Below are 19,707 nucleotides of genomic sequence, written 5' to 3'. Positions count from 1 at the left end.
CGTGGTCCGAGGGGGCCTTCGCGTTTCGCGGCGATCAGCCCCCGGCGGGCGCGGACCTGGTCGTGGTCACGTAGGTCGTGCTCGGTGCGGTCGGGGTGGACGGCCTGGTGGTCGTCGTGGTCGGGCGGGGCGTGGTCGAAGGGCTCGGCCGCGTAGTGGTGGTGGGCGCAGCCGTGGTGGTGGTCGGGCTGGGCCGCGTGGTCGTGGTGGGCGCCGGCGTGGTGGTCGGGCCGGGCTTGGTGGTGGAGGTCGGCCTCGGGGTGGTGGTGGGCGGCTGGGGCGAGTCAGCGCAGTGCGCTTCCTTCGGCAGGTTGGCGAACTCGTCGCCGACGAAGTAGATGGCGCTGGACCACTGCGTGCCGCCGTCCTGCCTGCCGATGTTCAGCCACACGTCGTTGGTGTAGCCGAAGTCCGTGACCGACTGGCCGTGCACCCAGCAGTACACCCCGACCGTCGAGCTGGCCGGGATCGGGCTGCCCGGCGCCTGCGTGCACGACGTCGAAGGGCAGTGCCGGACGTTGACCTCGTGCCACGTGGTGGCGGAGTACTGCGGCGGCCCGCTCGCGCCGACCTCGGCCGCGGCCGTGGCGACACCGCCGGCGAACAGGCCGGTGGCGGCAGCGGCGACCGCGGCGGCCGTCGTGACGATCCTCATGTGCGTGTCCTCCCAGTAATCAGTCGATCACTGGTTAAACGCTCCGAGGTGCCCGCGGCGTTGCATCCGGCAATGACAGAACCCCGGTCACCTTGGTGGTGACCGGGGTTCTGGTCTGCGGAGGATACGGGATTTGAACCCGTGAGGGGGTTAACCCAACACGATTTCCAGTCGTGCGCACTAGGCCACTATGCGAATCCTCCGTGGTGGAGTCTAACGGAGGGTCCACGCGTCCCCCAAAACGGGTGGTCGACTCCATCGCTCGCCGATGGGTTCGGTTAGCCTTGCCTAATGAAGCGTGGTCTCGTGGTCGTCCTGTCCGCCCTGCTGCTGGCCGCCTGCGGGGGAGGGGGCGGTGGCGCCGAGCCGACCTCGTCCGGTGTGACGGTCGACACCCGGTTCGGTCCCGTGACGATCGACCAGCCGCCGACGCGGGTCGTGGCGCTGGGCTGGTCGGACGCCGAGACCGCCCTCGCGCTCGGCGTGCGGCCGGTCGGGGCGAGCGACTGGCTGGCGTTCGGCGGCAAGGGCGTCGGGCCGTGGGCGGACGGGCTCTACCAGGAGGCGCCGACGCTGCTGGGCACGACCGAGATCGACTACGAGGCCGTCGCCGCGCTCCAGCCCGACCTCATCCTCAACACCCGGTCGGACAACGACGAGGCGAAGCACGCGACGCTGTCCAAGATCGCGCCCACCATCGGCGCGCCGAAGGACGTCATCCCCTACGGCACGTCGTGGCGGCAGCAGGTCGAGCTGGTCGCGAAGGCCCTGGGCAAGGTGTCCGAGGGGGAGAGGATCGTCGCCGACCTCGACGCCAAGTTCGCCGCCGGCCGGAAGTTCGAGGGCCGGACCGCCGTGGTCGGCGCGTACTTCGACGGCAAGTTCGGCGCGTACGTCTCCGGCGACCCCCGCGCGGACTTCCTGAAGGCACTCGGCTTCACCCTGCGCGAGGACGTCGAAGCCCTCGCCTCGGGCACGTTCTACGTCGACATCTCCGCCGAGCGGCTGGACCTGCTGACCGCCGACCTGAGCGTGCTGTTCCCCATCGGCGGCGACGCGACCGCGCTCAAGGCCAACCCGCTCGTGCCGCGGCAGGCGCTGGTCCTGGAGGACGAGAACCTGGTCAACGCCTTCTCCAGCGGCTCGTCGCTCGGCATGGCCTACGCGCTGGACCACGCCGTGCCGCTGTTCGCGACCGCCCTCGGCTGACGGCACCGGTGGGTGCGGGCAGAGCCGGGGGAGACGACCGGTTACACTGGACTCGGACCTCGTGCGGCACACATCTCGCGAACCTCCCCAGGGCCGGAAGGCAGCAAGGATAAGCGGGCTCTGGTGGGTGCACGGGGTCCCCTTTCGTTGTCGGACCCTCCCGGTAAGGTCGCCGACGTGGCGCTCGCCCTCTACCGCAAGTACCGTCCGGCGACCTTTGGCGAGGTCGTCGGCCAGGAGCACGTCACCGAACCGCTGCGCACCGCCCTGGCGGCCGGTCGGGTCAACCACGCGTACCTGTTCTCGGGGCCGCGCGGGTGCGGCAAGACGTCCAGCGCCCGCATCATGGCGCGCTCGCTGAACTGCGTGCAGGGCCCGACGCCCGACCCGTGCGGCGAGTGCAACTCGTGCGTGGGCCTGGCGCCGAACGGCCCGGGCAGCGTGGACGTGGTCGAGCTGGACGCGGCCAGCCACGGCGGCGTGGACGACGCGCGCGAGCTGCGGGACAAGGCGTTCTACGCGCCGGCCGAGTCGCGGTACCGGGTGTTCATCATCGACGAGGCGCACATGGTCACCACGCAGGGCTTCAACGCCCTGCTGAAGATCGTGGAAGAGCCGCCCGAGCACCTCATCTTCATCTTCGCCACCACCGAGCCGGACAAGGTGCTGCCCACCATCCGCTCGCGCACGCACCACTACCCGTTCCGGCTGATCCCGCCGAGCTCGATGCGCGCGCTGCTGGAGCGCAACTGCGCGGCCGAGGGCGTGGCGGTCGACCCGTCGGTGTTTCCGCTGGTGATCCGCGCGGGCGGTGGGTCGGCGCGGGACACGCAGTCGGTGATGGACCAGCTGCTGTCCGGCGCAGGCCCCGAAGGGGTGCGCTACGACCGGGCGATCGCGTTGCTCGGCGTGACCGACGTGGCGTTGATCGACGACGTGGTGGACGGCCTGGCGAACGGCGACGGCTCGGCGGTGTTCGGCACCGTAGACCGGCTGGTCGAGGCCGGGCACGACCCGCGCCGGTTCGCGTCCGACCTGCTCGACCGGCTGCGCGACCTGGTGCTGCTGCACGCCGTGCCGGACGCGGCGGAGCGCGGCCTGGTGTCCGCGCCCGACGACGAGCTGGCCAAGATGACCGCGCAACGGGACGCGACCCGGCCCGCGACGGTCACCCGTTGGGCGGAAATCCTGCACCAGGGGTTGACCGAGATGCGCGGCTCGACCGCGCCCCGCCTGCTGCTCGAACTCGTGACCGCGCGGATGCTCCTGCCGTCGGTCGGGGACGTCGAGTCCGGCCTGCTGCAACGCGTCGAACAGCTGGAACGCCACGGCCCGCCGGCGGGCGGCGCACCGGCGGGGTCCGCACCGGACACCCGCTTCCAGCGCCCTTCGCAGCGTGCCGCCGAACCCGCCGCGCCCGCGACACAAGCTGCCGCGCCGCAGGCTCAGGCCGCCGCGCCTGCCAGGCCCGCCGAGACCACGCCTCCGGCTGCCGCGCCGAGCGCCCCGCCCGGGCTGCCCACGCCGCCGGTGCTGCGGTCGGCGGCGATGAGGTCCGCCGGCGGAGACCAGGGCACGCCCGCTCCGGCGCACGCCGGTGGGTCGGACGTGGACCAGAGCGGCCGTGTCGCGCCACCGCCGGACGAGCCGCAAGGCCGGCCGAGCGCCGCGCCGCCCGCCGCCCCACCGTCAGCCGGCGCGCCGTCGCCGGACGAGCCGCAGGGTCGGCCGCCCGTTGCCGCGCCGCCCGTCGCCGCGCAGTCGCCGGACGTCCACCCGCCCGCCGGGAACGCGGGCGTGCCGTCGCCCGCCGCGGACCAGCCGGCCGCACCGGCGGCGTCCTCCGGCGGTGTCGACGCGGTCGAGGTGCGGAGGCGCTGGTCGGAGCTGCTGGGCGTGGTCCGCGGCACGAGCCGGAGCACCGAGGCGATGCTCACCAACGCCACCGTCGCCGACGTCGACGGCACCACGGTCACCCTCACCCACACCTCCGCGCCGCTGGCCCGCAGGCTTGCCGAGCCGCGCAACGCGGACGCCATCGCCGCCGCGTTCGCGCAGGTCCTCGGCGGCACGTGGCAGGTGCGGTGCGTGCACGGCGACGCGGCCTCCGCACCGGCCCGCCAGGCGGCGCAGAAGCCGCAGCGCCCCGCGGTGACCAGGCCGAGCCAGGCGCAGCCGGCGGGCCAGACCAGGCAGCCCGAGCCGACCCGCCCGGCGCCGTCCGGCCGGCCACCGGCCGACGACGTGCCGCCGCCACCCGAGCCGCCGGAGCCCGATGAGCCCCTCCCGCCGGAGCCGGTGGACGAGGAGGAGATGCTGGCCGAGGCCGCGCTGCCCGGCGACGCGGACGACCAGCGGCTCGACCCGGAGGCCGTCGTGCTCAAGCTCCTCGCCGACGAGCTTGGCGCTCGGCCGTTGAAGGGCTGATCGACGCGACTACGCTGGTGAACGGCGGCAGACCCCGAAGAGAGGAACCCGCGGTGCAACCCGGTGGGCCCAACATGCAGCAAATCCTCCAGCAGGCTCAGAAGATGCAGCAGCAGCTCGCTGAAGCCCAGCAGGAGCTGGCCGAGGCCGAGGTCACCGGCACCGCCGGCGGCGGTCTGGTGACCGCCGTCGTGTCCGGCGGCGGCGAGCTCAAGAGCCTGGACATCGACCCGAAGGCGGTCGACCCGGACGACGTCGAGACGCTGTCCGACCTGGTCGTCGCCGCCGTGCGCGACGCCAACCGCGCCGCGCAGGAGCTGGCGGCCCAGAAGATGGGCCCGCTCGCCAGCGGCATGGGCGGGATGGACGACCTCGGCGGTCTCGGGAAGCTGTTCGGCTGATGTACGAGGGGCCCGTCCAGGACTTGATCGACGAGCTCGGCAGGCTGCCGGGCGTCGGTCCGAAGAGCGCGCAGCGCATCGCCTTCCACCTGCTCGCCGCGGACCCGGCCGACATCGGCCGGCTCCAGGACGCGTTGCAGAAGGTCAAGGACGGCGTGGTGTTCTGCGACGTGTGCGGCAACGTCTCGGCCGAGGCGACCTGCCGCATCTGTCGCGACCCGCGCCGCGACCTGACCCTGATCTGCGTGGTGGAGGAGCCGAAGGACGTGCTCGCGGTCGAGCGGACCCGCGAGTTCAAGGGCCGCTACCACGTCCTGGGCGGCGCGCTCGACCCGTTGTCGGGCGTCGGGCCGGACCAGCTGCGGATCAGGCAGCTGCTCACCCGGATCGGCACGGAGGTGTCGGAGATCATCATCGCCACCGACCCGAACACGGAGGGCGAGGCGACCGCGACGTACCTGGTCCGGATGCTGCGCGACTTCCCGGGCCTCACCGTCACCAGGCTCGCGTCCGGCCTGCCGATGGGTGGCGACCTGGAGTTCGCCGACGAGCTCACCCTCGGCCGGGCCCTGTCCGGCCGGCGCAGCATGTGAGGCTCGTCGCGGTGGACGGGCCCTCGGGCTCGGGCAAGTCGACGTTCGCGGCGCGCCTGGCGTTGAAGCTGGGCGCGACCGTGGTGCCGACCGACCACTTCGCCACCTGGACCGACCCGGTGTCGTGGTGGCCGCGCCTGGTCGCCGAAGTCCTCGACCCGCTCCGGCACGGCCGCGACGCCCACTACCGGCGCGTGGAGTGGCCGGGCGGCCTGCCGCGCCTCGGCGACCTGGTGCACGTGCCGGTGCCGGACGTGCTGATCATCGAGGGCGTCTCGGCGGCCCGCCGCTCGATCGCGCCACACCTGGACGAGGCGATCTGGGTCGAGGTGCCGGACCCGGCCGAACGGCTGCGCCGGGCCGTCGAACGGGACGGCGAGGCGAGCCGCGCGCACCTGCGGCGCTGGCAGGCGTTCGAACGCGGCTGGTTCGCCGTGGACGGCACGAAGGACCGCGCCGACCGGATCGTCACGCCCGACTGATCAGGCGACCGGCCACGAGCCGCCGGCGGACGTCCCGTCGTCGAACCGCACGGTGCGACACCCGTCGGACCGGCGTGGCCGACGTCAGTCCGACCCGTCGAGCGCCGCCCGCACCGCGTCCTCCTCGGGCGACCCGGTGGCGGCGAACCACTCCAGCGCCGTCCGCCAGTGCCGCCGCGCCGCCGTGCGGTCGCCGGTGGCGGCCAGGACGTCGCCGGCCAGGTGCGCGGCCCGCGCGTGCACGCACCGCTGCCCCGTGGCGGCGCTCAGCTCCAGGCACCGCAGCGCCAGGTCGAGCGCCTGCGCCGGGTCGCCCTGGTCGAGCCTGATCCGCCCGAGCACGGCCAGCACGTCCACTTCGGCGATCCGAAGCCGGTACCGGACCGCGCTGTCCAGCGCCTGGCTCGCCGAGTAGCGCGCCTCGTCCAGCCTGCCCGCCGCGTGGTGGGTCAGCGCCAGGCTCCGCCGCGCCGCGCAGATGCCCAGCGGGTAGCCGGTCTCCTCGGCGATCCGCAGCGCCTCGGTCGTGCGCTCGACGGCCTCCTCCAGCCTGCCCAGCCCGCACAGCGCCTCACCGAGGGCGTTCTTCGCGTCGCACAGCCCTTTCAGGTTGCCCAGCTCCTCCGCGATGCCCACCGCCCGCCCGGCCTCGCGCGCGGCGTCGGCCCAACGGCCACGCATCACGTGCGCCAACGCCAGGCCCTCGTGCGAGAAGTGCGCGAACCCGCGTGCGCCGGCCCGTTCGTACAGCTCACCGCACTTCTCGTACAGCTCGGCGGCACGCTGCGGCTGACCCAGGAACAGGTGCACCTCGGCCAGCGCCCGGTGGCTGTCGGCCTGCGTCATCCACGCGCCGAGCCGGTTGCCGACGTCCAGCGCGCCCTCGAACGACGACACGGCCCGGTCCAGCTGCCCGAGCTGCATGTAGACGCCGCCGAGGTTGAGCTGGGCGATGCCCTCCTGCTGCAGCGCGCCGATCTTCCGGGTGATCACGAGCGCGCGTTCCAGGTGCTCGGCGGCCTGCTCCAGGTCGCCGATGTCGATGCAGACCGCGCCGAGGTTCGCCAGCACGGCGGCCTCGACGGCGGGCGCGGCGCCGGTGCGCCGCTGGATCGGGATCGCGCGGCGGAAGTAGTCGACGGCCACCCGGTGCTGCCCGATCGCCCAGTACAGCGTGCCGAGCGACGACAGCATCGCCACCTCGCCGAGGGCGTCCTGGGACGACTGCGCGACCGACAGCCCGGCCTTCGCGGTCGCCAGCCACTCCACCGGCAGGCCGATCGTGTAGAAGTACCGCCGCAGCGCGTCGGCGAGCTGCCACACGTCGCGGTCGGGCTGGCGGTCGGCGGCGTGCACGACGAGCCCGACCAGGTTGCCCCGCTCGACGTCCAGCCAGGCCAGGGCCTCCGCCGAGGTGGAGAACAGGCGGGGCGTGACGCCGGCCACGACGTCGGTGCGCGGCAGCCGCAGCAAGGTGCTCTTGAACGCGTCCGTGGCGTTGTCCACCGACCGGATCGACCAGTCCAGCAGCCGCCGCGACGCCTGCGCGCTCTCCGCCGCGTCGTCCTCGATCTCGCGCCGCTCGGACGCGTAGTCCCGCAGCAGGTCGTGGAACTGGTAGCGGCCGGGGGCGTGGTTGTCCACGAGGTTCGCGGTGGCCAGCCGGTCGAGCCGCCGTCGCGCGTCCTGCGTGGTCAGCCCGCCCAACGCCGCCGCCACGTCCGGCGTGATGTCGCCCGGCGCCAGCGACAGCAGCCGGAACAGCGACGCCAGCTCCGGCTTCAGCGCCGTGTACGACAGGTCGAACGCCGCGTGCACGGCCGCCCGCTCGTCACCCTCCACGGCCAGCGCCGCGAGCCGGTTGCCCGCCCGCAGCTCCTCCACGTACGACGCGATGGTGATCTCCGGCCGGGACAGCAGGTTCGCCGCCGCGATCCGCAGCGCCAGCGGCAGGTGCGCGCACAGCTCGGCCAGCTCGTCGGCGGCGTCGGACTGCGCCGCCACCACCTCCTCGCCGAGCATCCCGGCCAGCAGCGCGCGCGTCTCGGACCGGTCGAGCACGTCCAGCCGCACGTTGGACGCGGCGTGGCTCACCGCCAGCCCGCGGAGCGTGTCGCGGCTGGTCACGAGCACCGCGCACCCCGGCGAGCCGGGCAGCAGCGGCCGGATCTGCTCGGCGTTGGCCGCGTTGTCCAGCACCAGCAGCACCTGCTGGTCGGTCAGCCGCGACCGGAACATCGCCTCCTGCTCGTCCTGGTCCAGCGGCACGGACTCGGGCGGCACGCCCTGCGCCCGCAGGAACCGCGGCAGCACGTCCACCGCGCTCAACGGCGGGCCCTGGGCGTAACCGCGCAGGTTGACGTACAGCTGCCCGTCGGGGAAGAAACGCCGCATCTTGTGCGCCGCGTGCACGGCCAACGCGGTCTTGCCGACGCCCGGCGGCCCGGCCAGCGTCACCACCGGCACGCCCTGCGCGGTCCGCAGCAACGCCTCGATCAGCTGAACGGCCTGCTCACGGCCCACGAAGTCGCCGATGTCGGCGGGCAGCTGGGAGGGCACCACCCGGTCCCGCCGCGCCGCGGGCGCGCTCTGGCCCAGGTCGAGCGACGGCGAACCGCCGAGCACCTGCTGGTGCACGCGCCGCAGCTCGTCGCCGGGGTCGATGCCGAGCTGCTCGGCCAGCAGCCCGCTGACCCGCCGGTACGCGCCGAGCGCGTCGGCCTGCCGCCCGGACCGGTACAGCGCGACCATCAGCTGCGCCCACAGCCGCTCCCGCAGCGGGTGTTCGCTGGTCAGGCGGGACAGCTCGGGGATCAGCTCGGCGTGCCTGCCCAGCTCCAGGTCGACCTCGACCCGGCGTTCCTCCACGTGCAGCCGCCGTTCACCCAGGCGGGGCACCTCGTCGCGGTGCAGCACCTCGGACGGCACGTCCACCATCGCGGGACCGCGCCACAGCGCCAGCGCCGCGGTGAAGATCGCCGACGCGGGCTCCAGCCTGCCCGCGGCCCGCTCGCGCTCGCCCTCCTCGACGAGCTGCTCGAACCGCATCACGTCGATGGTGCGCTCGTCGACGTCGATCAGGTAGCCGTCGGGCACGGTCCGGATCGGCACCGCCGGTCCGAGCACCTGCCGCAGCCGCATCACGTAGGTCTGCAGCGTGCCGCGGGCCCGCGCGGGAGGCTCGGCGCCCCAGATGTGCTCCGCCAGCTCGTCCACGGAGACGCCGGCGCCGGCGCGCATGAGAAGGGACACAAGCAGGGACCGCTGCCGGCCCGCCCGCACCACGACCTGCTCGCCGTCGACCAGCACCTGCAACGGGCCGAGGACGCGGAACTCGACCACAGGGCTCACCGGCGACCTCCCTCCGCACGTGTGCAGGTTTCTGTTGTCCGTTGTACAGCGTAGGAGGGTGTTTGCCCGATCCGCCGTGGTCGAGTTGGGTCAGCGAAGCTGTGTGAGACGTGTGTTAATGCTGATTCACGTGGCCGGATCGTGACCTCGGACGAGTCGGAAGGGTTGTGGTGACCGGTTAGGGTCCCTGACCACACCGTGAGATCCCGGATTTCCCTAGGGGTGTGTCAAATGCTTCAATCTCGAACGGCCCGGCGCCGATGGTTGGCCGCGATCGGCCTGACCGGCGTCGCGGCACTGGCACTGTCGGCCTGTGCCCAATCCGAGCGCGGCGACGACTCGGGGTCCGGCAAGGTCGGCGGCACGATGGTCTTCGGCGCCGCGGGCGAGCCCAAGAACTTCGACCCGATCTTCAACGACGACGGCGAGAGCTTCCGCCCCATCCGCCAGATGTTCGACACGCTGGTGACGTACAAGCGGGGCACCGCCGACCTCGCGCCGGGTCTCGCGGAGAAGTGGACGCCGAGCGAAGACGGCAAGTCGTGGACGTTCGACCTGCGCAAGAACGTCAAGTTCCATGACGGCACGGCGTTCAACGCCGCCGCCGTGTGCTTCAACATGGACCGCTGGTTCAACATGAAGGGCGCCGCCGCCCAGAGCCAGATGATCTACTACGGCGACGTGTTCGAGGGCTTCGCCAAGAACGAGGGCGACGCGGCGGGCGAGCCGGTCTACAAGTCCTGTGAGGCCAAGGACGAGCACACGGCCGTGCTGAACCTCAACAAGTACAAGGGCGCCTTCCCGGCCGCCTTCGGCTTGACCGCGCTCTCCATCTCGAGCCCGGACGCGCTGAAGAAGTACGACGCGGACAACGTCGTGCAGTCCGGCGACTCGTTCACCTACCCGGCTTACGCGACCGAGCACCCGACCGGTACCGGCGCGTTCAAGCTGGAGAAGTTCGACAAGGCCAACAAGACGATCACCCTGGTCCGCAACGACGACTACTGGGGCGAGAAGGCCAAGCTCGACAAGCTGATCTTCAAGATCATCCCGGACGAGAACGCGCGCAAGCAGGAGCTCAAGGCCGGCACGATCGACGGCTACGACTTCCCGAGCCCGGCGGACTACAACTCGCTGAAGACCGACGGCTTCAACGTCACGCCGCGGCCCGCGTTCAACATCCTCTACCTGGGCATCAACGGCGCCAACAACCCGGCGCTGAAGGACCTGCGGGTCCGCCAGGCCATCGCCTACGCCGTCAACCGCGACCAGCTGGTGAAGACCAAGCTGCCGCTGGGCGCCGAGGTGGCGACGCAGTTCATGCCGAAGACCGTGGCGGGCTACGCCGACGACGTGCAGAAGTACCCGTACGACGTGGCCAAGGCCAAGGACCTGCTCACGCAGGCCGGCGTGTCGAACCTGAGCCTGAAGTTCTACGTGCCGACCGAGGTCAGCCGGCCGTACATGCCGAACCCGTCCGAGATCGCCGCGGTGATCGCCGACGACCTGAAGGCCGCGGGCATCACCGCCGAGATCGTGTCCCGCCCGTGGAACGGCGGCTACAAGGACGACGTGCAGAAGCTCGGCAAGCACGACCTGCACCTGCTCGGCTGGACCGGTGACTACAACGACGCGGGCAACTTCGTCGGCACGTTCTTCGGCCGGGAGAAGAAGGAGTTCGGCTTCGCCGACCAGTCGATGTTCGACGGGATCGCCGCGGCCGACGGCGTGGTCGACCAGGACAAGCACGCGGACGCGTACAAGCAGGTGAGCCGCGACCTCATGAGCAAGTACCTGCCCGCGATCCCGGTGTCCCACTCGCCGCCGGCGATCGTGGTCAGCAGCAAGATCTCGGGCCTCGTGCCCAGCCCGCTGACCGACGAGCGCTTCGACACGGTGAGCAAGGGCTGAACCGAACGGTAGGCGGGTGGTGGCGCTCGTGATCCGGGCGTCACCACCCGTGCTGTCCAGAGGGCTTCCATCATGCTGCGATTCATAGTCCGTCGCCTGCTCCAGGCGATCCCCACACTGCTGATCCTGTCGCTGCTGGTCTTCGTCTGGCTGCGGTCGCTGCCCGGCGGCCCGGCGGGCGCGCTGCTCGGCGACAAGGCGACCCCGGAGAAGATCGAGGCGCTCAACAAGGTCCTCGGCCTCGACCAGCCGATCTTCATCCAGTACTTCAAGTTCCTGGGCCGCATCCTCAGCGGTGACTTCGGCAGCTCGCTGATCAGCGGCGAGCCCGTGGTGGCCGAGATCGGCCGCGCGCTGCCCGCCACCATCGAGCTGGGCCTGACCGCGCTGCTGTTCGCCGTGGTGTTCGGGATCCCCCTCGGCTACCTGGCGGCGAGCTACCGGGGTCGGTTCCTGGACAACGCCACGGTCATCGGCACGCTGGTCGGCGTCGCGGTGCCCGTGTTCTTCCTCGGCATCCTGCTCAAGCAGCTGTTCGCGCAGGACCTGGCGCTGTTCCCGCCGTCGGGCAGGCAGGACGTCACCATCGACCCGACGCACGTCACGAACTTCGCCGTGCTCGACGGGCTGATGACCCAGGAGTGGGACGTCGCGGCCGACGCGCTGTGGCACCTCGTGCTGCCCGCGATCGCGCTGGGCACCATCCCGCTCGCGGTCATCGTGCGGATCACCCGCGCCTCGGTGCTCGACGTGCTCAACGAGGACTTCGTCCGCACGGCCAACGCCAAGGGCCTGCAGGCGACGCTGGTCCGCCGCCGGCACGTGCTGCGCAACGCGATGCTGCCGGTGTCGACCACGATCGGCCTCCAGACCGGTCTGCTGCTGGGCGGCGCCGTGCTCACCGAGCGGGTGTTCGTGTGGGGCGGGCTGGGATCGTTGCTGGCCCAGGGGATCGAGCGCCGGGACTACCCGCGCCTGCAGGCGTTGCTGCTGCTCGCGGCGGTGGTCTACGTGCTCGTCAACCTGCTGGTCGACATCTCCTACGCGATCATCGACCCGAGGGTGCGGGCATCATGACCAGTCTCCTCAAGCGCAAGCAGCAGCGGGTGGACGCCCTGGCCGAGTCGGCGGGCACGAGCCTCGCCGCCGACGCGGTGCGGCGGATGCTGCGCAGCCCGGTCGCGCTGATCGGCGCGTTCCTGGTGCTGCTGTTCCTGGTGCTGGCGATCATCGCGCCGTTCATCGCGCCGAAGGACCCCTACCAGCGCTACCCGGAACTGCTGGAGGACCTGCGGCCGGACTTCATCCCCGGCCCGATGCCGGGGTTCCTGCTCGGTGGCGACGAGCTGGGCCGCGACTTCTTCAGCCGGCTGCTGGTCGGCGCGCAGCAGTCGCTGATCGTGGGCGTCGGCGCGACGTTGATCGGCCTGGTGCTCGGCATGCTCATCGGCGGCGCGGCCGGCGCGTTCGGCGGCTGGGTGGACAGCTGGCTGATGCGGTTCACCGACATCATGCTGTCGATCCCCAGCCTGCTGCTGGCCATCTCGATCGCGGCGCTGGCGAGCCGGGGCAGCCAGACCACGGTGATCATCGCGGTCGCGGTGACCACCGTGCCGATCTTCGCCCGGCTGCTGCGCGGCGCCATGCTCGCGCAACGGCACAGCGACCACGTGCTGGCGGCGACGGCGCTGGGCGTGCGGCGGCGGACCGTCGTGTTCCGGCACATGCTGCCGAACTCGCTCGGCCCGGTCATCGTGCAGTCGACGCTGACCCTGGCGACCGCGATCATCGAGGCGGCGTCGCTGTCGTTCCTCGGCCTCGGCGACCCGGACCCGTCCCGGGCCGAGTGGGGCCTGATGCTCGGCAACTCGCAGCGCTACATCGACGTCAAGCCGGAGCTGGCGTTCTACCCGGCCATCGCCATCATCATCGTCGCGCTGGGCTTCACGCTGCTCGGCGAGTCGTTGCGCGAGGCGCTCGACCCGAAGAACCGGAGGTGAACCGCGATGGCGTTGCTCGAAGTGCGTGATCTGCGGGTGGTCTTCCAGCGCAGGGGCACCGAGCCCTTCACGGCCGTGGACGGCGTCTCCTTCGACGTCGACCCCGGGCAGACGGTGGGCCTCGTCGGCGAGTCCGGCTGCGGCAAGTCCGTGACGTCGCTGGCGATCATGGGCCTGCTGCCCTCGCGGGGCAACAAGGTCACCGGCTCGGTCCGGTTCGAGGGCACCGACCTGCTCACCTTGAACGACAAGGAGATGCGCAACCGGCGTGGCCGCGACCTGGGCATGGTGTTCCAGGACCCGCTGTCGTCGCTCAACCCGGTCATCCCGATCGGCCTGCAGGTCACCGAGGTGCTGGAACGGCACCGCGGCATGTCCCGCAAGGCGGCGATGGTGGAGGCGGCCGACCTGCTGGGCCGGGTCGGCATCCCGGACCCGCAGCGCAGGCTGAGCGAGTACCCGCACCAGTTGTCCGGCGGCATGCGGCAGCGCGCGCTGATCGCGATCGCGCTGGCGTGCCGGCCGCGGCTGCTCATCGCCGACGAGCCGACCACGGCGCTGGACGTGACGATCCAGGCGCAGATCCTCGCCCTGCTCAAGGAGCTGGTGCGGGACATGGGCACCGCGCTGATCATGATCACGCACGACCTCGGTGTCGTGGCGGGGCTGTGCGACGAGGTCAACGTGCTCTACGGCGGCCGGGTCGTGGAGAAGGCGGCGCGGTACCCGCTGTTCGCCGACCCGCGGCACCCGTACACGCACGGCCTGCTGGCGTCGATCCCCCGGCTCGACGGCGCGCGCGGCGAGAAGCTGGTGCCGATCAAGGGTTCGGTCGCCGACAACATCCCGTGGGACCACGGGTGCGCGTTCGCGCCCCGCTGCCCCAACGCGCTCGCGGTGTGCCGTGAGGTCACGCCCGAGCTGGAGGCCGGTGACGTGCGGTCGCTGCGCTGCCACAACCCGGTGCTGCCGGGAACGCCCGCCGCCCAGGAGGTGCCCGCATGACCGCCGCTGTCGAACCGGCAGCAGCCGACGCCCCCACGGGCGACACGCTGGTGTCGGTCGAGGGCCTGAAGATCCACTTCCCGATCAAGCGCGGCCTGCTCGTCGACCGCACGGTCGGCCACGTGTACGCGGTCGACGGCGTGGACCTGCGGATCAACCGCGGCGAGACCTACGGCCTGGTCGGCGAGTCGGGCTGCGGCAAGTCGACGCTGGGCCGCGGCATGCTGCGGCTGGTCGAGCCGACGGACGGCCGGGTGCTGTTCGACGGCACCGACCTGGTCGGGCTCAAGGGCGAGGAACTGCGCCGGATGCGCCGCCGGATGCAGATGGTGTTCCAGGACCCCATGTCGTCCCTGGACCCGCGCCAGTCGGTGGACTCGCTGCTGGTCGAGGGCCTGCGGGCGCACGGCCTGGACAAGGGCCGCGAGCAGACCGGCAAGCGCTTGCGGGAGCTGCTGTCGGCGGTCGGGCTGCCGTCCACGTCGCTGCGCAAGTACCCGCACGAGTTCTCCGGCGGCCAGCGGCAGCGCATCGGCATCGCGCGTGCGCTGGCGGTCGAGCCGGACCTGATCATCGCCGACGAGCCGGTGTCCGCGCTGGACGTGTCGGTGCAGGCGCAGGTCGTCAACCTGCTGGAGGACCTGCAGGAGGAGTTCGGCCTCACCTACCTGGTGATCGCGCACGACCTCGCCGTGGTGCGGCACATCTCGGACCGGGTCGGCGTGATGTACCTGGGCGGCCTGGTGGAGGAGGCGACCTCGGACGACCTCTACGCCGAGCCGCTGCACCCGTACACCAGGGCGTTGCTGTCGGCGATCCCCGTGCCGGACCCGCTGGTGGAGGACGAGCGCGAGCGGATCCTGCTCACCGGCGACCTGCCGTCGCCCGCCAACCCGCCGACGGGCTGCCGCTTCCACACCCGCTGCCCGTGGAAGCAGGCGACCCGGTGCGACACCGAACGGCCCGAGCTGCGCGAGGTGCTGCCGGGGCACAAGGTCGCGTGCCACTGGGCGGAGGACATCCGGGCGGGCAGGATCCGGCCGCACGAGGTCGAGGCCGTGCTGGTGGAGGAGGGCGGCATCTCGCCGGACATCCCCCTGGTCGGTCCCGCCTCGATGACGGAGGCGTTGAACCCGTGAGTCCCGCGTCCGGGGGCGCCGAGCGGCGCCCCCGGACGTGTTGTCAGACCACCTGCGGGTAGAGGGTGCGCGGGTCGGCGGACAGCGCGGCCTTCAGGTCGACCACGCCCTGGTCGGCCAGCACCTCGACGAGATCGGCCTCGACGCCGTCCAGGGCGGCGCGCACGACGTCGGCCGGGTCGTTCTTCGGCATGTCCAGGTGCGCGGTCATGTCGGTGTCCGTCGGGCCCAGCAGCACGCCGGTGACCAGCGTGCCCTGGCCCGCCAGCTCCACCCGGACGCCGTTGGTGAGGCTCCACTGCGCCGCCTTGGCCGCGCTGTACGCGGTGGCGCGGTCGTAGGACACCCACGACATCGACGACAGCACGTTCAGGATCGCGCCGCCGCCGTTGGCCGCGAGGACCGGCGCGAACGCCCGGATCACCGCCAACGTGCCGTAGAAGTGCGTGTCCATCTCCAGCCGGATCGCGGCGGGGTCGCCGGTGACCAGGTTCTCGCCGGTGATGATGCCCGCGTTGTTGACCAGGAGGGTGACGTCGCCCGCGGCGGCGGCCGCGGCGGTGACGGCGGCCTCGTCGGTGATGTCCAGCGACAGCACCTCCACGCCCGGCAGGTCGATCGAGCCCGCGTCGCGCGCGGTGGCGTAGACCTTCGCCGCGCCGCGGTCCAGCAACTGCCGTGCGAAGTGCCGGCCGAGGCCGCGGTTGGCGCCCGTGACCAGGGCGACCGAGTTGGCGATCTTCATGGATGTCTCTCCCAGGCGTGAGTTGGCTTTGCCAACCTAGCCTGGCTGGATTGGGATGCACAACCGAGCCATACTGGGGCGGTGACGGGACCCGACGAGAACTGCTCCCTGGTCAAGGCGGTGGAGCTCGTCGGTGAGCGCTGGACCTTCCTCGTGCTGCGCGAGGCCCTCGCGGGCGCGACCCGCTTCTCGGAGTTCCGCGCACGCCTCGGCATCGCCTCCGATGTGCTCGCGGCCCGGCTCGCGAAGCTGGTCGACAGCGGCCTGCTGGCCCGGCAGTCCTACCGGGAGCCGGGGCAGCGCCCGCGCGACGGCTACTGCCTCACCGAGGCGGGCAGGCAGGTGAACCTGGTGCTCTGCGCGTTGGAGCAGTGGGGCGACGAGCACCTGCCGGACACCGTGTCCAAGGTCGTCTACCGGGCGGACGACGGGCGCCGGGTCCGGGTGCGGTTCGTGGACGGCGAAGGCGCCGTGGTGCCGGCCGGCGACGTGCACCCCGACCAGGGCTAACGGCTCACGGGCCGGTAGAGCAGCCGGACGATCGCCAGGCAGCCGGCCTGGAGGGCGAGCGCCACGAGGGCGTGCACGGCCCAGGCGCCGGCGAGCGTCGGCCCGCCCCACGCGCCGTCGAGGTCGGGGTCGGCGGTGAACGGGTGGCCGATCGCGCCGATCGTGTCCGGCCAGAGCGGGTAGAACCAGCCGCGGGCCACGAGGTAGAGGGCGAGCAGCACGGGCACCGCGGCGACGAGGGCGCGGACGACACCGGGCCGCGGGTGGATGCCGAGGGTTTTCACGGCACGAACGCTAGGCGTGACGCGGTCGCGGGTCGTCACCCCGCGGAGCCATCCCGGCCGTGCTACCGGGGTAGCGGGTCGGGGGCGCCTCCCCCTGTGGTGGCGCCCCCGACCCGGTGGTCACGTCACGCGGGCCAGTTCGGCGAACGGCCGAGCAGGCCCACGAGGCGGTCGGTGATCGGCGCGTCCTCCGGCACGTCGACCGGCAGCGCGAACGCCCCGCCCGGACCCCGGACGTCCGGCGTGGTCGGGAAGTGCCGCGCCATCCGGTAGGCGGCGGTGGCGAGCTCGGCGTCGAGGGTGCTGTCGAGGCCGATCGCCCGGCACAGGTCCCAGGCGTGCACCAGGTTGTCCACGAAGTGCCCGGCCACCAGGTCGCGGCCCCGGCGCAGGCCGTAGCCGGGGAACTCCGCCTCGCGCTCCAGCACGCCGTCCGCCCGGAACGCCTCGGTGACCGCGTCGGTCGCGATCCGGTAGGCGGTGGGCATGTCGTCGCTCGCCGCCGTGTCGACGGTCGTGCCGCGGACGGCCGCGGTGAACGACAGCGTCGACTCGACCTGGTGGCGCAGCAGTTCGTAGACGGTCCAGCCGGCGCACGGCGTGGCCAGGTCCAGGTGCGCCTCGTCGAGATCGGCCATGAGCTTCAGGTTGAGGTCGAGCGCCGACCGGTTCAGGTCCAGGAGATCCATGTGCAGCCACCCCTCGTCAAGTTGTACGAACGATCGTACAATTAGTTTGGCGGTGGTCAAGGGCGCTAGCGTGGAGGTTGTGAAGGTCGACGGACGGGTGGAGCGCGGCGAGCAGACGCGGCGGCAGATCCTGCGGCGCGCGGCGGAGATCGCGTCGGTCGAAGGGCTGGAGGGCCTGTCGATCGGGCGGCTGGCCACCGAGCTGGAGGTCAGCAAGAGCGGGGTGTTCGCGCACTTCGGGTCGAAGGAGGAGCTGCAGCTCTCGACCGTGCGCGCGGCGGCGGCGATCTTCGTGCGGCAGGTCGTCGAACCGGCGCTGGTCGAGCCGCCGGGGCGGGCCAGGCTGGAGCTGCTGCTGGACGGGTGGCTGGCGTACTCGGAGAACCGCACGTTCCCCGGCGGGTGCTTCTTCTACGCCGTGCAGGCCGAGTTCGACGCCCGGCCGGGACGGGTGCGCGACTCGATCGCCGGGTTCGGGCGCGAGTGGAACTCCTACGTCCGCGAGACCGTCGCCGCGATCCCGGAGGTCGCCGACCCGGACCAGCTGGCGTTCGAGCTGGTCGCGTTCCTCGAGATGGCCAACGCCCAGTCCGTGCTGCACGACGACCCGCACGCGTACGAACGGGCGCGCGTCGCGGTGCGCAACCGCTTGGCTCAGGCGGGCACGGCGGCGTCAACCGCCCTGCGCTGAGCGGCTTTGACGGCCATCCCGATCGGCACGCCGATCAACGTGGCCACCGCGAACGAGACCAGCGTGGCCACGATCGGGTCGGTGAAGAGCCGGCCGCCGAAGTAGCCGAGCGTGGCCGTGTAGGCGCTCCACAGCGCGGCGCCGACCAGCGCGATCGGCGCGAACCGCCGCAGCGGCCACCGCAGCGACCCGGCCAGGACCGCGCCGACCAACCCGCCGCCGGGCACGAACCGCACCGCGACCAGGATCGACTCACCGCCGGTGGCCAACTTCGACGCCGTCCACGCGATCACGGCCCGCGGCCCGGGCCGTTGACCGACCCGTGCGAGCGCGCGCAACCCGACCCCTCGCCCGATGCCGAAGTTGACGAGGTCGGACAGGGCGCAGCCGACGGCCGCCACGGCGATCACGGCGGTCAGCGACAGCTCGCCGGACGCGGCCAGCACGCCGTACCCGATCAACACGGCCTCGGTCGGCGCCAGCGGCACGAGGGCGACGACGAACAGCACCACGAACGCGGTCATGACCGGGGAACGTCGAGGGGTTCCCGATCATCTCCGACCTGTCGATGTCTTCAGCAACCCGTCACCTTTGCGGCGTGCGTGGGCGTGGGCGCTCCGTGACCGGCACCGCCCTCACGGCGACTCGCCGATCGCGCGCGCACAGCGGTCGGCGTGGGCGCGCAGGGCGTCGACCAGCTCGGGCGGGCCGTCGACCAGGGTGAAGTCCACGTCCACCGACGTGACCATCCAGGCCAGGTCGCGGGCGGTGTCGGCGCCGACGTGCAGCAGGCACGTGCGGTCGTCCACGGGTTCGACGACGCCCATGCCCGGCCAGACGCGTTCGGTGACGGTGTCCGCGGGCTCGTGCAGCGCCACGGTCGCCCGCACCGGCCACGCGCGGGACGACAGGCGGTGCTCCAGGTAGGTGGCCACGTCGCCGCCGGGTGGTTCGCGGGGCGTGAAGCGGGGGCCGTTCGGCGTCCGCAGCGCCAGCCGGTCCACGCGGAAGCTGCGCCAGTCGTCGCGGTCGGTGTCCCAGGCGACCAGGTACCAGTGCCGGACGAAGCTGACCAGGCTGTGCGGCTGCGCGGACCGGGTCGTCGCACCACCGCGCGGGCTGTCGTAGTCGAACCGCAGCGACTCGTGCCGGCGGCAGGCGTCCGCGATGGCCATGAGCACGTCCGGGTCCACGCGCGGCCCGCCCGTCCCGACGCGCACGGTCGCCGAGTGCAGCGTGCCGACCCGGTGCCGCAGCCGCGCGGGCAGCACCTGTTCCAGCTTGGCCAACGCGCGCAACGACGTCTCCTCGATCCCGGCGACCGAACCGCCCGCCGCCGTCCGCAGGCCCACCGCCACGGCCACCGCCTCGTCGTCCTCCAGCAGCAGCGGCGGCAGCGCGGCGCCCGCGTCGAGCCGGTAGCCGGCCGTGCCGCGGCTGGCGCGCACCGGGTAGCCCAGGTCACGCAGCCGTTCGACGTCACGGCGGACCGTGCGCGTGGTGACCTCCAACCGCTCGGCCAGCTCGGCGCCCGACCAGTCCCGCCGGGTCTGCAGCAGCGACAGCAGTCGGAGGAGCCGAGCGGTGGTGTCCACCGCTCCACCTTAGGACAGGA

Annotated in this window: 19 protein-coding genes, 1 tRNA gene and 1 other RNA gene; 13 read left to right on the top strand and 8 right to left on the bottom strand. The window is 72.4% G+C overall.

Annotation, left to right across the window (positions count from 1 at the left end; genetic code table 11):
• Positions 1-34: 34 nt before the first annotated feature.
• Positions 35-655, bottom strand: a complete 621-nt coding sequence (locus tag ADK67_RS07545) for a hypothetical protein (protein WP_053715668.1) — start codon at positions 653-655, stop codon at positions 35-37.
• A gap of 118 nt (positions 656-773) precedes the next feature.
• A tRNA-Ser gene (locus tag ADK67_RS07540) sits at positions 774-858 on the bottom strand.
• 88 nt (positions 859-946) lie between these two features.
• On the opposite strand from ADK67_RS07540, the gene ADK67_RS07535 reads away from it, so the two are divergent.
• The 6 genes from ADK67_RS07535 (at position 947) to ADK67_RS07515 (ending at position 5,767) form a co-directional block, all read left to right on the top strand.
• Positions 947-1,864, top strand: coding sequence for an iron-siderophore ABC transporter substrate-binding protein (locus ADK67_RS07535; RefSeq protein WP_053715667.1), 918 nt, complete (start codon positions 947-949; stop codon positions 1,862-1,864).
• Positions 1,865-1,915: 51 nt separating this feature from the next.
• An RNA gene (ffs, locus tag ADK67_RS48155) (signal recognition particle sRNA small type) lies at positions 1,916-2,010 on the top strand.
• Between the two features lie 31 nt (positions 2,011-2,041).
• On the top strand, positions 2,042-4,291 hold the full coding sequence (locus ADK67_RS07530) for a DNA polymerase III subunit gamma and tau (protein ID WP_053715666.1): 2,250 nt from the start codon (positions 2,042-2,044) through the stop codon (positions 4,289-4,291).
• Between the two features lie 74 nt (positions 4,292-4,365).
• Positions 4,366-4,692 (top strand): YbaB/EbfC family nucleoid-associated protein, encoded by a 327-nt coding sequence (locus ADK67_RS07525; protein ID WP_053715665.1) that lies wholly within the window; start codon positions 4,366-4,368, stop codon positions 4,690-4,692.
• Positions 4,692-5,285 carry a recombination mediator RecR gene (gene recR, locus ADK67_RS07520; RefSeq protein ID WP_053715664.1) on the top strand — a complete coding sequence of 198 codons (594 nt, stop codon included), beginning with the start codon at positions 4,692-4,694 and terminating at the stop codon, positions 5,283-5,285. Before ADK67_RS07525 ends, recR begins: the two co-directional genes overlap by 1 nt.
• Positions 5,286-5,296: 11 nt before the next feature.
• Positions 5,297-5,767: a uridine kinase family protein gene (locus ADK67_RS07515; RefSeq protein ID WP_331459254.1), complete on the top strand. Its 471-nt coding sequence runs from the start codon at positions 5,297-5,299 to the stop codon at positions 5,765-5,767.
• 84 nt (positions 5,768-5,851) lie between these two features.
• Here ADK67_RS07515 and ADK67_RS07510 read toward each other — a convergent pair whose 3' ends face one another.
• Positions 5,852-9,118 carry an AfsR/SARP family transcriptional regulator gene (locus ADK67_RS07510; RefSeq protein ID WP_053715662.1) on the bottom strand — a complete coding sequence of 1,089 codons (3,267 nt, stop codon included), beginning with the start codon at positions 9,116-9,118 and terminating at the stop codon, positions 5,852-5,854.
• A 231-nt stretch (positions 9,119-9,349) separates the two neighbouring features.
• Between ADK67_RS07510 and ADK67_RS07505 the strand changes: the two genes are divergently transcribed.
• From ADK67_RS07505 to ADK67_RS07485, 5 genes are all read left to right on the top strand, one after another.
• The gene (locus ADK67_RS07505) at positions 9,350-11,029 is read left to right on the top strand and encodes an ABC transporter substrate-binding protein (RefSeq protein ID WP_082403289.1); all 1,680 of its coding nucleotides are present in this window, start codon (positions 9,350-9,352) and stop codon (positions 11,027-11,029) included.
• A 72-nt stretch (positions 11,030-11,101) separates the two neighbouring features.
• On the top strand, positions 11,102-12,106 hold the full coding sequence (locus ADK67_RS07500) for an ABC transporter permease (protein WP_053715660.1): 1,005 nt from the start codon (positions 11,102-11,104) through the stop codon (positions 12,104-12,106).
• A complete protein-coding gene (locus ADK67_RS07495) occupies positions 12,103-13,029 on the top strand; it encodes an ABC transporter permease (protein ID WP_053715659.1) in 927 nt (308 codons plus the stop codon). The genes ADK67_RS07500 and ADK67_RS07495 overlap by 4 nt, the downstream gene beginning before the upstream one ends.
• A 6-nt stretch (positions 13,030-13,035) precedes the next feature.
• The gene (locus ADK67_RS07490) at positions 13,036-14,034 is read left to right on the top strand and encodes an ABC transporter ATP-binding protein (RefSeq protein WP_053715658.1); all 999 of its coding nucleotides are present in this window, start codon (positions 13,036-13,038) and stop codon (positions 14,032-14,034) included.
• On the top strand, positions 14,031-15,173 hold the full coding sequence (locus ADK67_RS07485) for an ABC transporter ATP-binding protein (protein WP_053715657.1): 1,143 nt from the start codon (positions 14,031-14,033) through the stop codon (positions 15,171-15,173). The genes ADK67_RS07490 and ADK67_RS07485 overlap by 4 nt, the downstream gene beginning before the upstream one ends.
• A gap of 43 nt (positions 15,174-15,216) precedes the next feature.
• On the opposite strand, the gene ADK67_RS07480 is transcribed toward ADK67_RS07485, so the two are convergent.
• Positions 15,217-15,918, bottom strand: a complete 702-nt coding sequence (locus tag ADK67_RS07480; RefSeq protein WP_053715656.1) for an SDR family oxidoreductase — start codon at positions 15,916-15,918, stop codon at positions 15,217-15,219.
• 81 nt (positions 15,919-15,999) lie between these two features.
• On the opposite strand from ADK67_RS07480, the gene ADK67_RS07475 reads away from it, so the two are divergent.
• Positions 16,000-16,428 (top strand): winged helix-turn-helix transcriptional regulator, encoded by a 429-nt coding sequence (locus ADK67_RS07475; protein WP_063797527.1) that lies wholly within the window; start codon positions 16,000-16,002, stop codon positions 16,426-16,428.
• On the opposite strand, the gene ADK67_RS07470 is transcribed toward ADK67_RS07475, so the two are convergent.
• Positions 16,425-16,712 carry a hypothetical protein gene (locus ADK67_RS07470; RefSeq protein WP_053715654.1) on the bottom strand — a complete coding sequence of 96 codons (288 nt, stop codon included), beginning with the start codon at positions 16,710-16,712 and terminating at the stop codon, positions 16,425-16,427. The two genes, ADK67_RS07475 and ADK67_RS07470, sit on opposite strands and share 4 nt — an antisense overlap.
• Positions 16,713-16,837: 125 nt before the next feature.
• The gene (locus ADK67_RS07465; RefSeq protein ID WP_053715653.1) at positions 16,838-17,401 is read right to left on the bottom strand and encodes a TIGR03086 family metal-binding protein; all 564 of its coding nucleotides are present in this window, start codon (positions 17,399-17,401) and stop codon (positions 16,838-16,840) included.
• A 79-nt stretch (positions 17,402-17,480) separates the two neighbouring features.
• On the opposite strand from ADK67_RS07465, the gene ADK67_RS07460 reads away from it, so the two are divergent.
• A complete protein-coding gene (locus tag ADK67_RS07460) occupies positions 17,481-18,092 on the top strand; it encodes a TetR/AcrR family transcriptional regulator (protein WP_197289326.1) in 612 nt (203 codons plus the stop codon).
• Here the strand turns inward: ADK67_RS07460 and ADK67_RS07455 are convergent.
• Both ADK67_RS07455 and ADK67_RS07450 read right to left on the bottom strand, forming a co-directional pair.
• A complete protein-coding gene (locus tag ADK67_RS07455) occupies positions 18,056-18,616 on the bottom strand; it encodes a DedA family protein (protein WP_053715651.1) in 561 nt (186 codons plus the stop codon). The two genes, ADK67_RS07460 and ADK67_RS07455, sit on opposite strands and share 37 nt — an antisense overlap.
• Before the next feature lie 111 nt (positions 18,617-18,727).
• The gene (locus ADK67_RS07450) at positions 18,728-19,687 is read right to left on the bottom strand and encodes a helix-turn-helix transcriptional regulator (protein WP_053715650.1); all 960 of its coding nucleotides are present in this window, start codon (positions 19,685-19,687) and stop codon (positions 18,728-18,730) included.
• Positions 19,688-19,707: the final 20 nt, after the last annotated feature.

It is taken from the genome of Saccharothrix sp. NRRL B-16348, assembly GCF_001280085.1.
Taxonomy (GTDB): Bacteria; Actinomycetota; Actinomycetes; order Mycobacteriales; family Pseudonocardiaceae; genus Actinosynnema.
Note: the sequence above shows the minus strand (reverse complement) of the source record. Positions and strands in the feature narration are given on the sequence as shown.

Coding starts and splice junctions, on each gene's coding strand:
- ADK67_RS07545 (WP_053715668.1), bottom strand. CDS start 655: ATGAGGATCGTCACGACGGCCGCCGCGGTCGCCGCTGCCGCCACCGGC.
- ADK67_RS07535 (WP_053715667.1), top strand. CDS start 947: ATGAAGCGTGGTCTCGTGGTCGTCCTGTCCGCCCTGCTGCTGGCCGCC.
- ADK67_RS07525 (WP_053715665.1), top strand. CDS start 4,366: ATGCAGCAAATCCTCCAGCAGGCTCAGAAGATGCAGCAGCAGCTCGCT.
- recR (WP_053715664.1), top strand. CDS start 4,692: ATGTACGAGGGGCCCGTCCAGGACTTGATCGACGAGCTCGGCAGGCTG.
- ADK67_RS07505 (WP_082403289.1), top strand. CDS start 9,350: ATGCTTCAATCTCGAACGGCCCGGCGCCGATGGTTGGCCGCGATCGGC.
- ADK67_RS07500 (WP_053715660.1), top strand. CDS start 11,102: ATGCTGCGATTCATAGTCCGTCGCCTGCTCCAGGCGATCCCCACACTG.
- ADK67_RS07495 (WP_053715659.1), top strand. CDS start 12,103: ATGACCAGTCTCCTCAAGCGCAAGCAGCAGCGGGTGGACGCCCTGGCC.
- ADK67_RS07490 (WP_053715658.1), top strand. CDS start 13,036: ATGGCGTTGCTCGAAGTGCGTGATCTGCGGGTGGTCTTCCAGCGCAGG.
- ADK67_RS07485 (WP_053715657.1), top strand. CDS start 14,031: ATGACCGCCGCTGTCGAACCGGCAGCAGCCGACGCCCCCACGGGCGAC.
- ADK67_RS07480 (WP_053715656.1), bottom strand. CDS start 15,918: ATGAAGATCGCCAACTCGGTCGCCCTGGTCACGGGCGCCAACCGCGGC.
- ADK67_RS07465 (WP_053715653.1), bottom strand. CDS start 17,401: ATGGATCTCCTGGACCTGAACCGGTCGGCGCTCGACCTCAACCTGAAG.
- ADK67_RS07455 (WP_053715651.1), bottom strand. CDS start 18,616: ATGACCGCGTTCGTGGTGCTGTTCGTCGTCGCCCTCGTGCCGCTGGCG.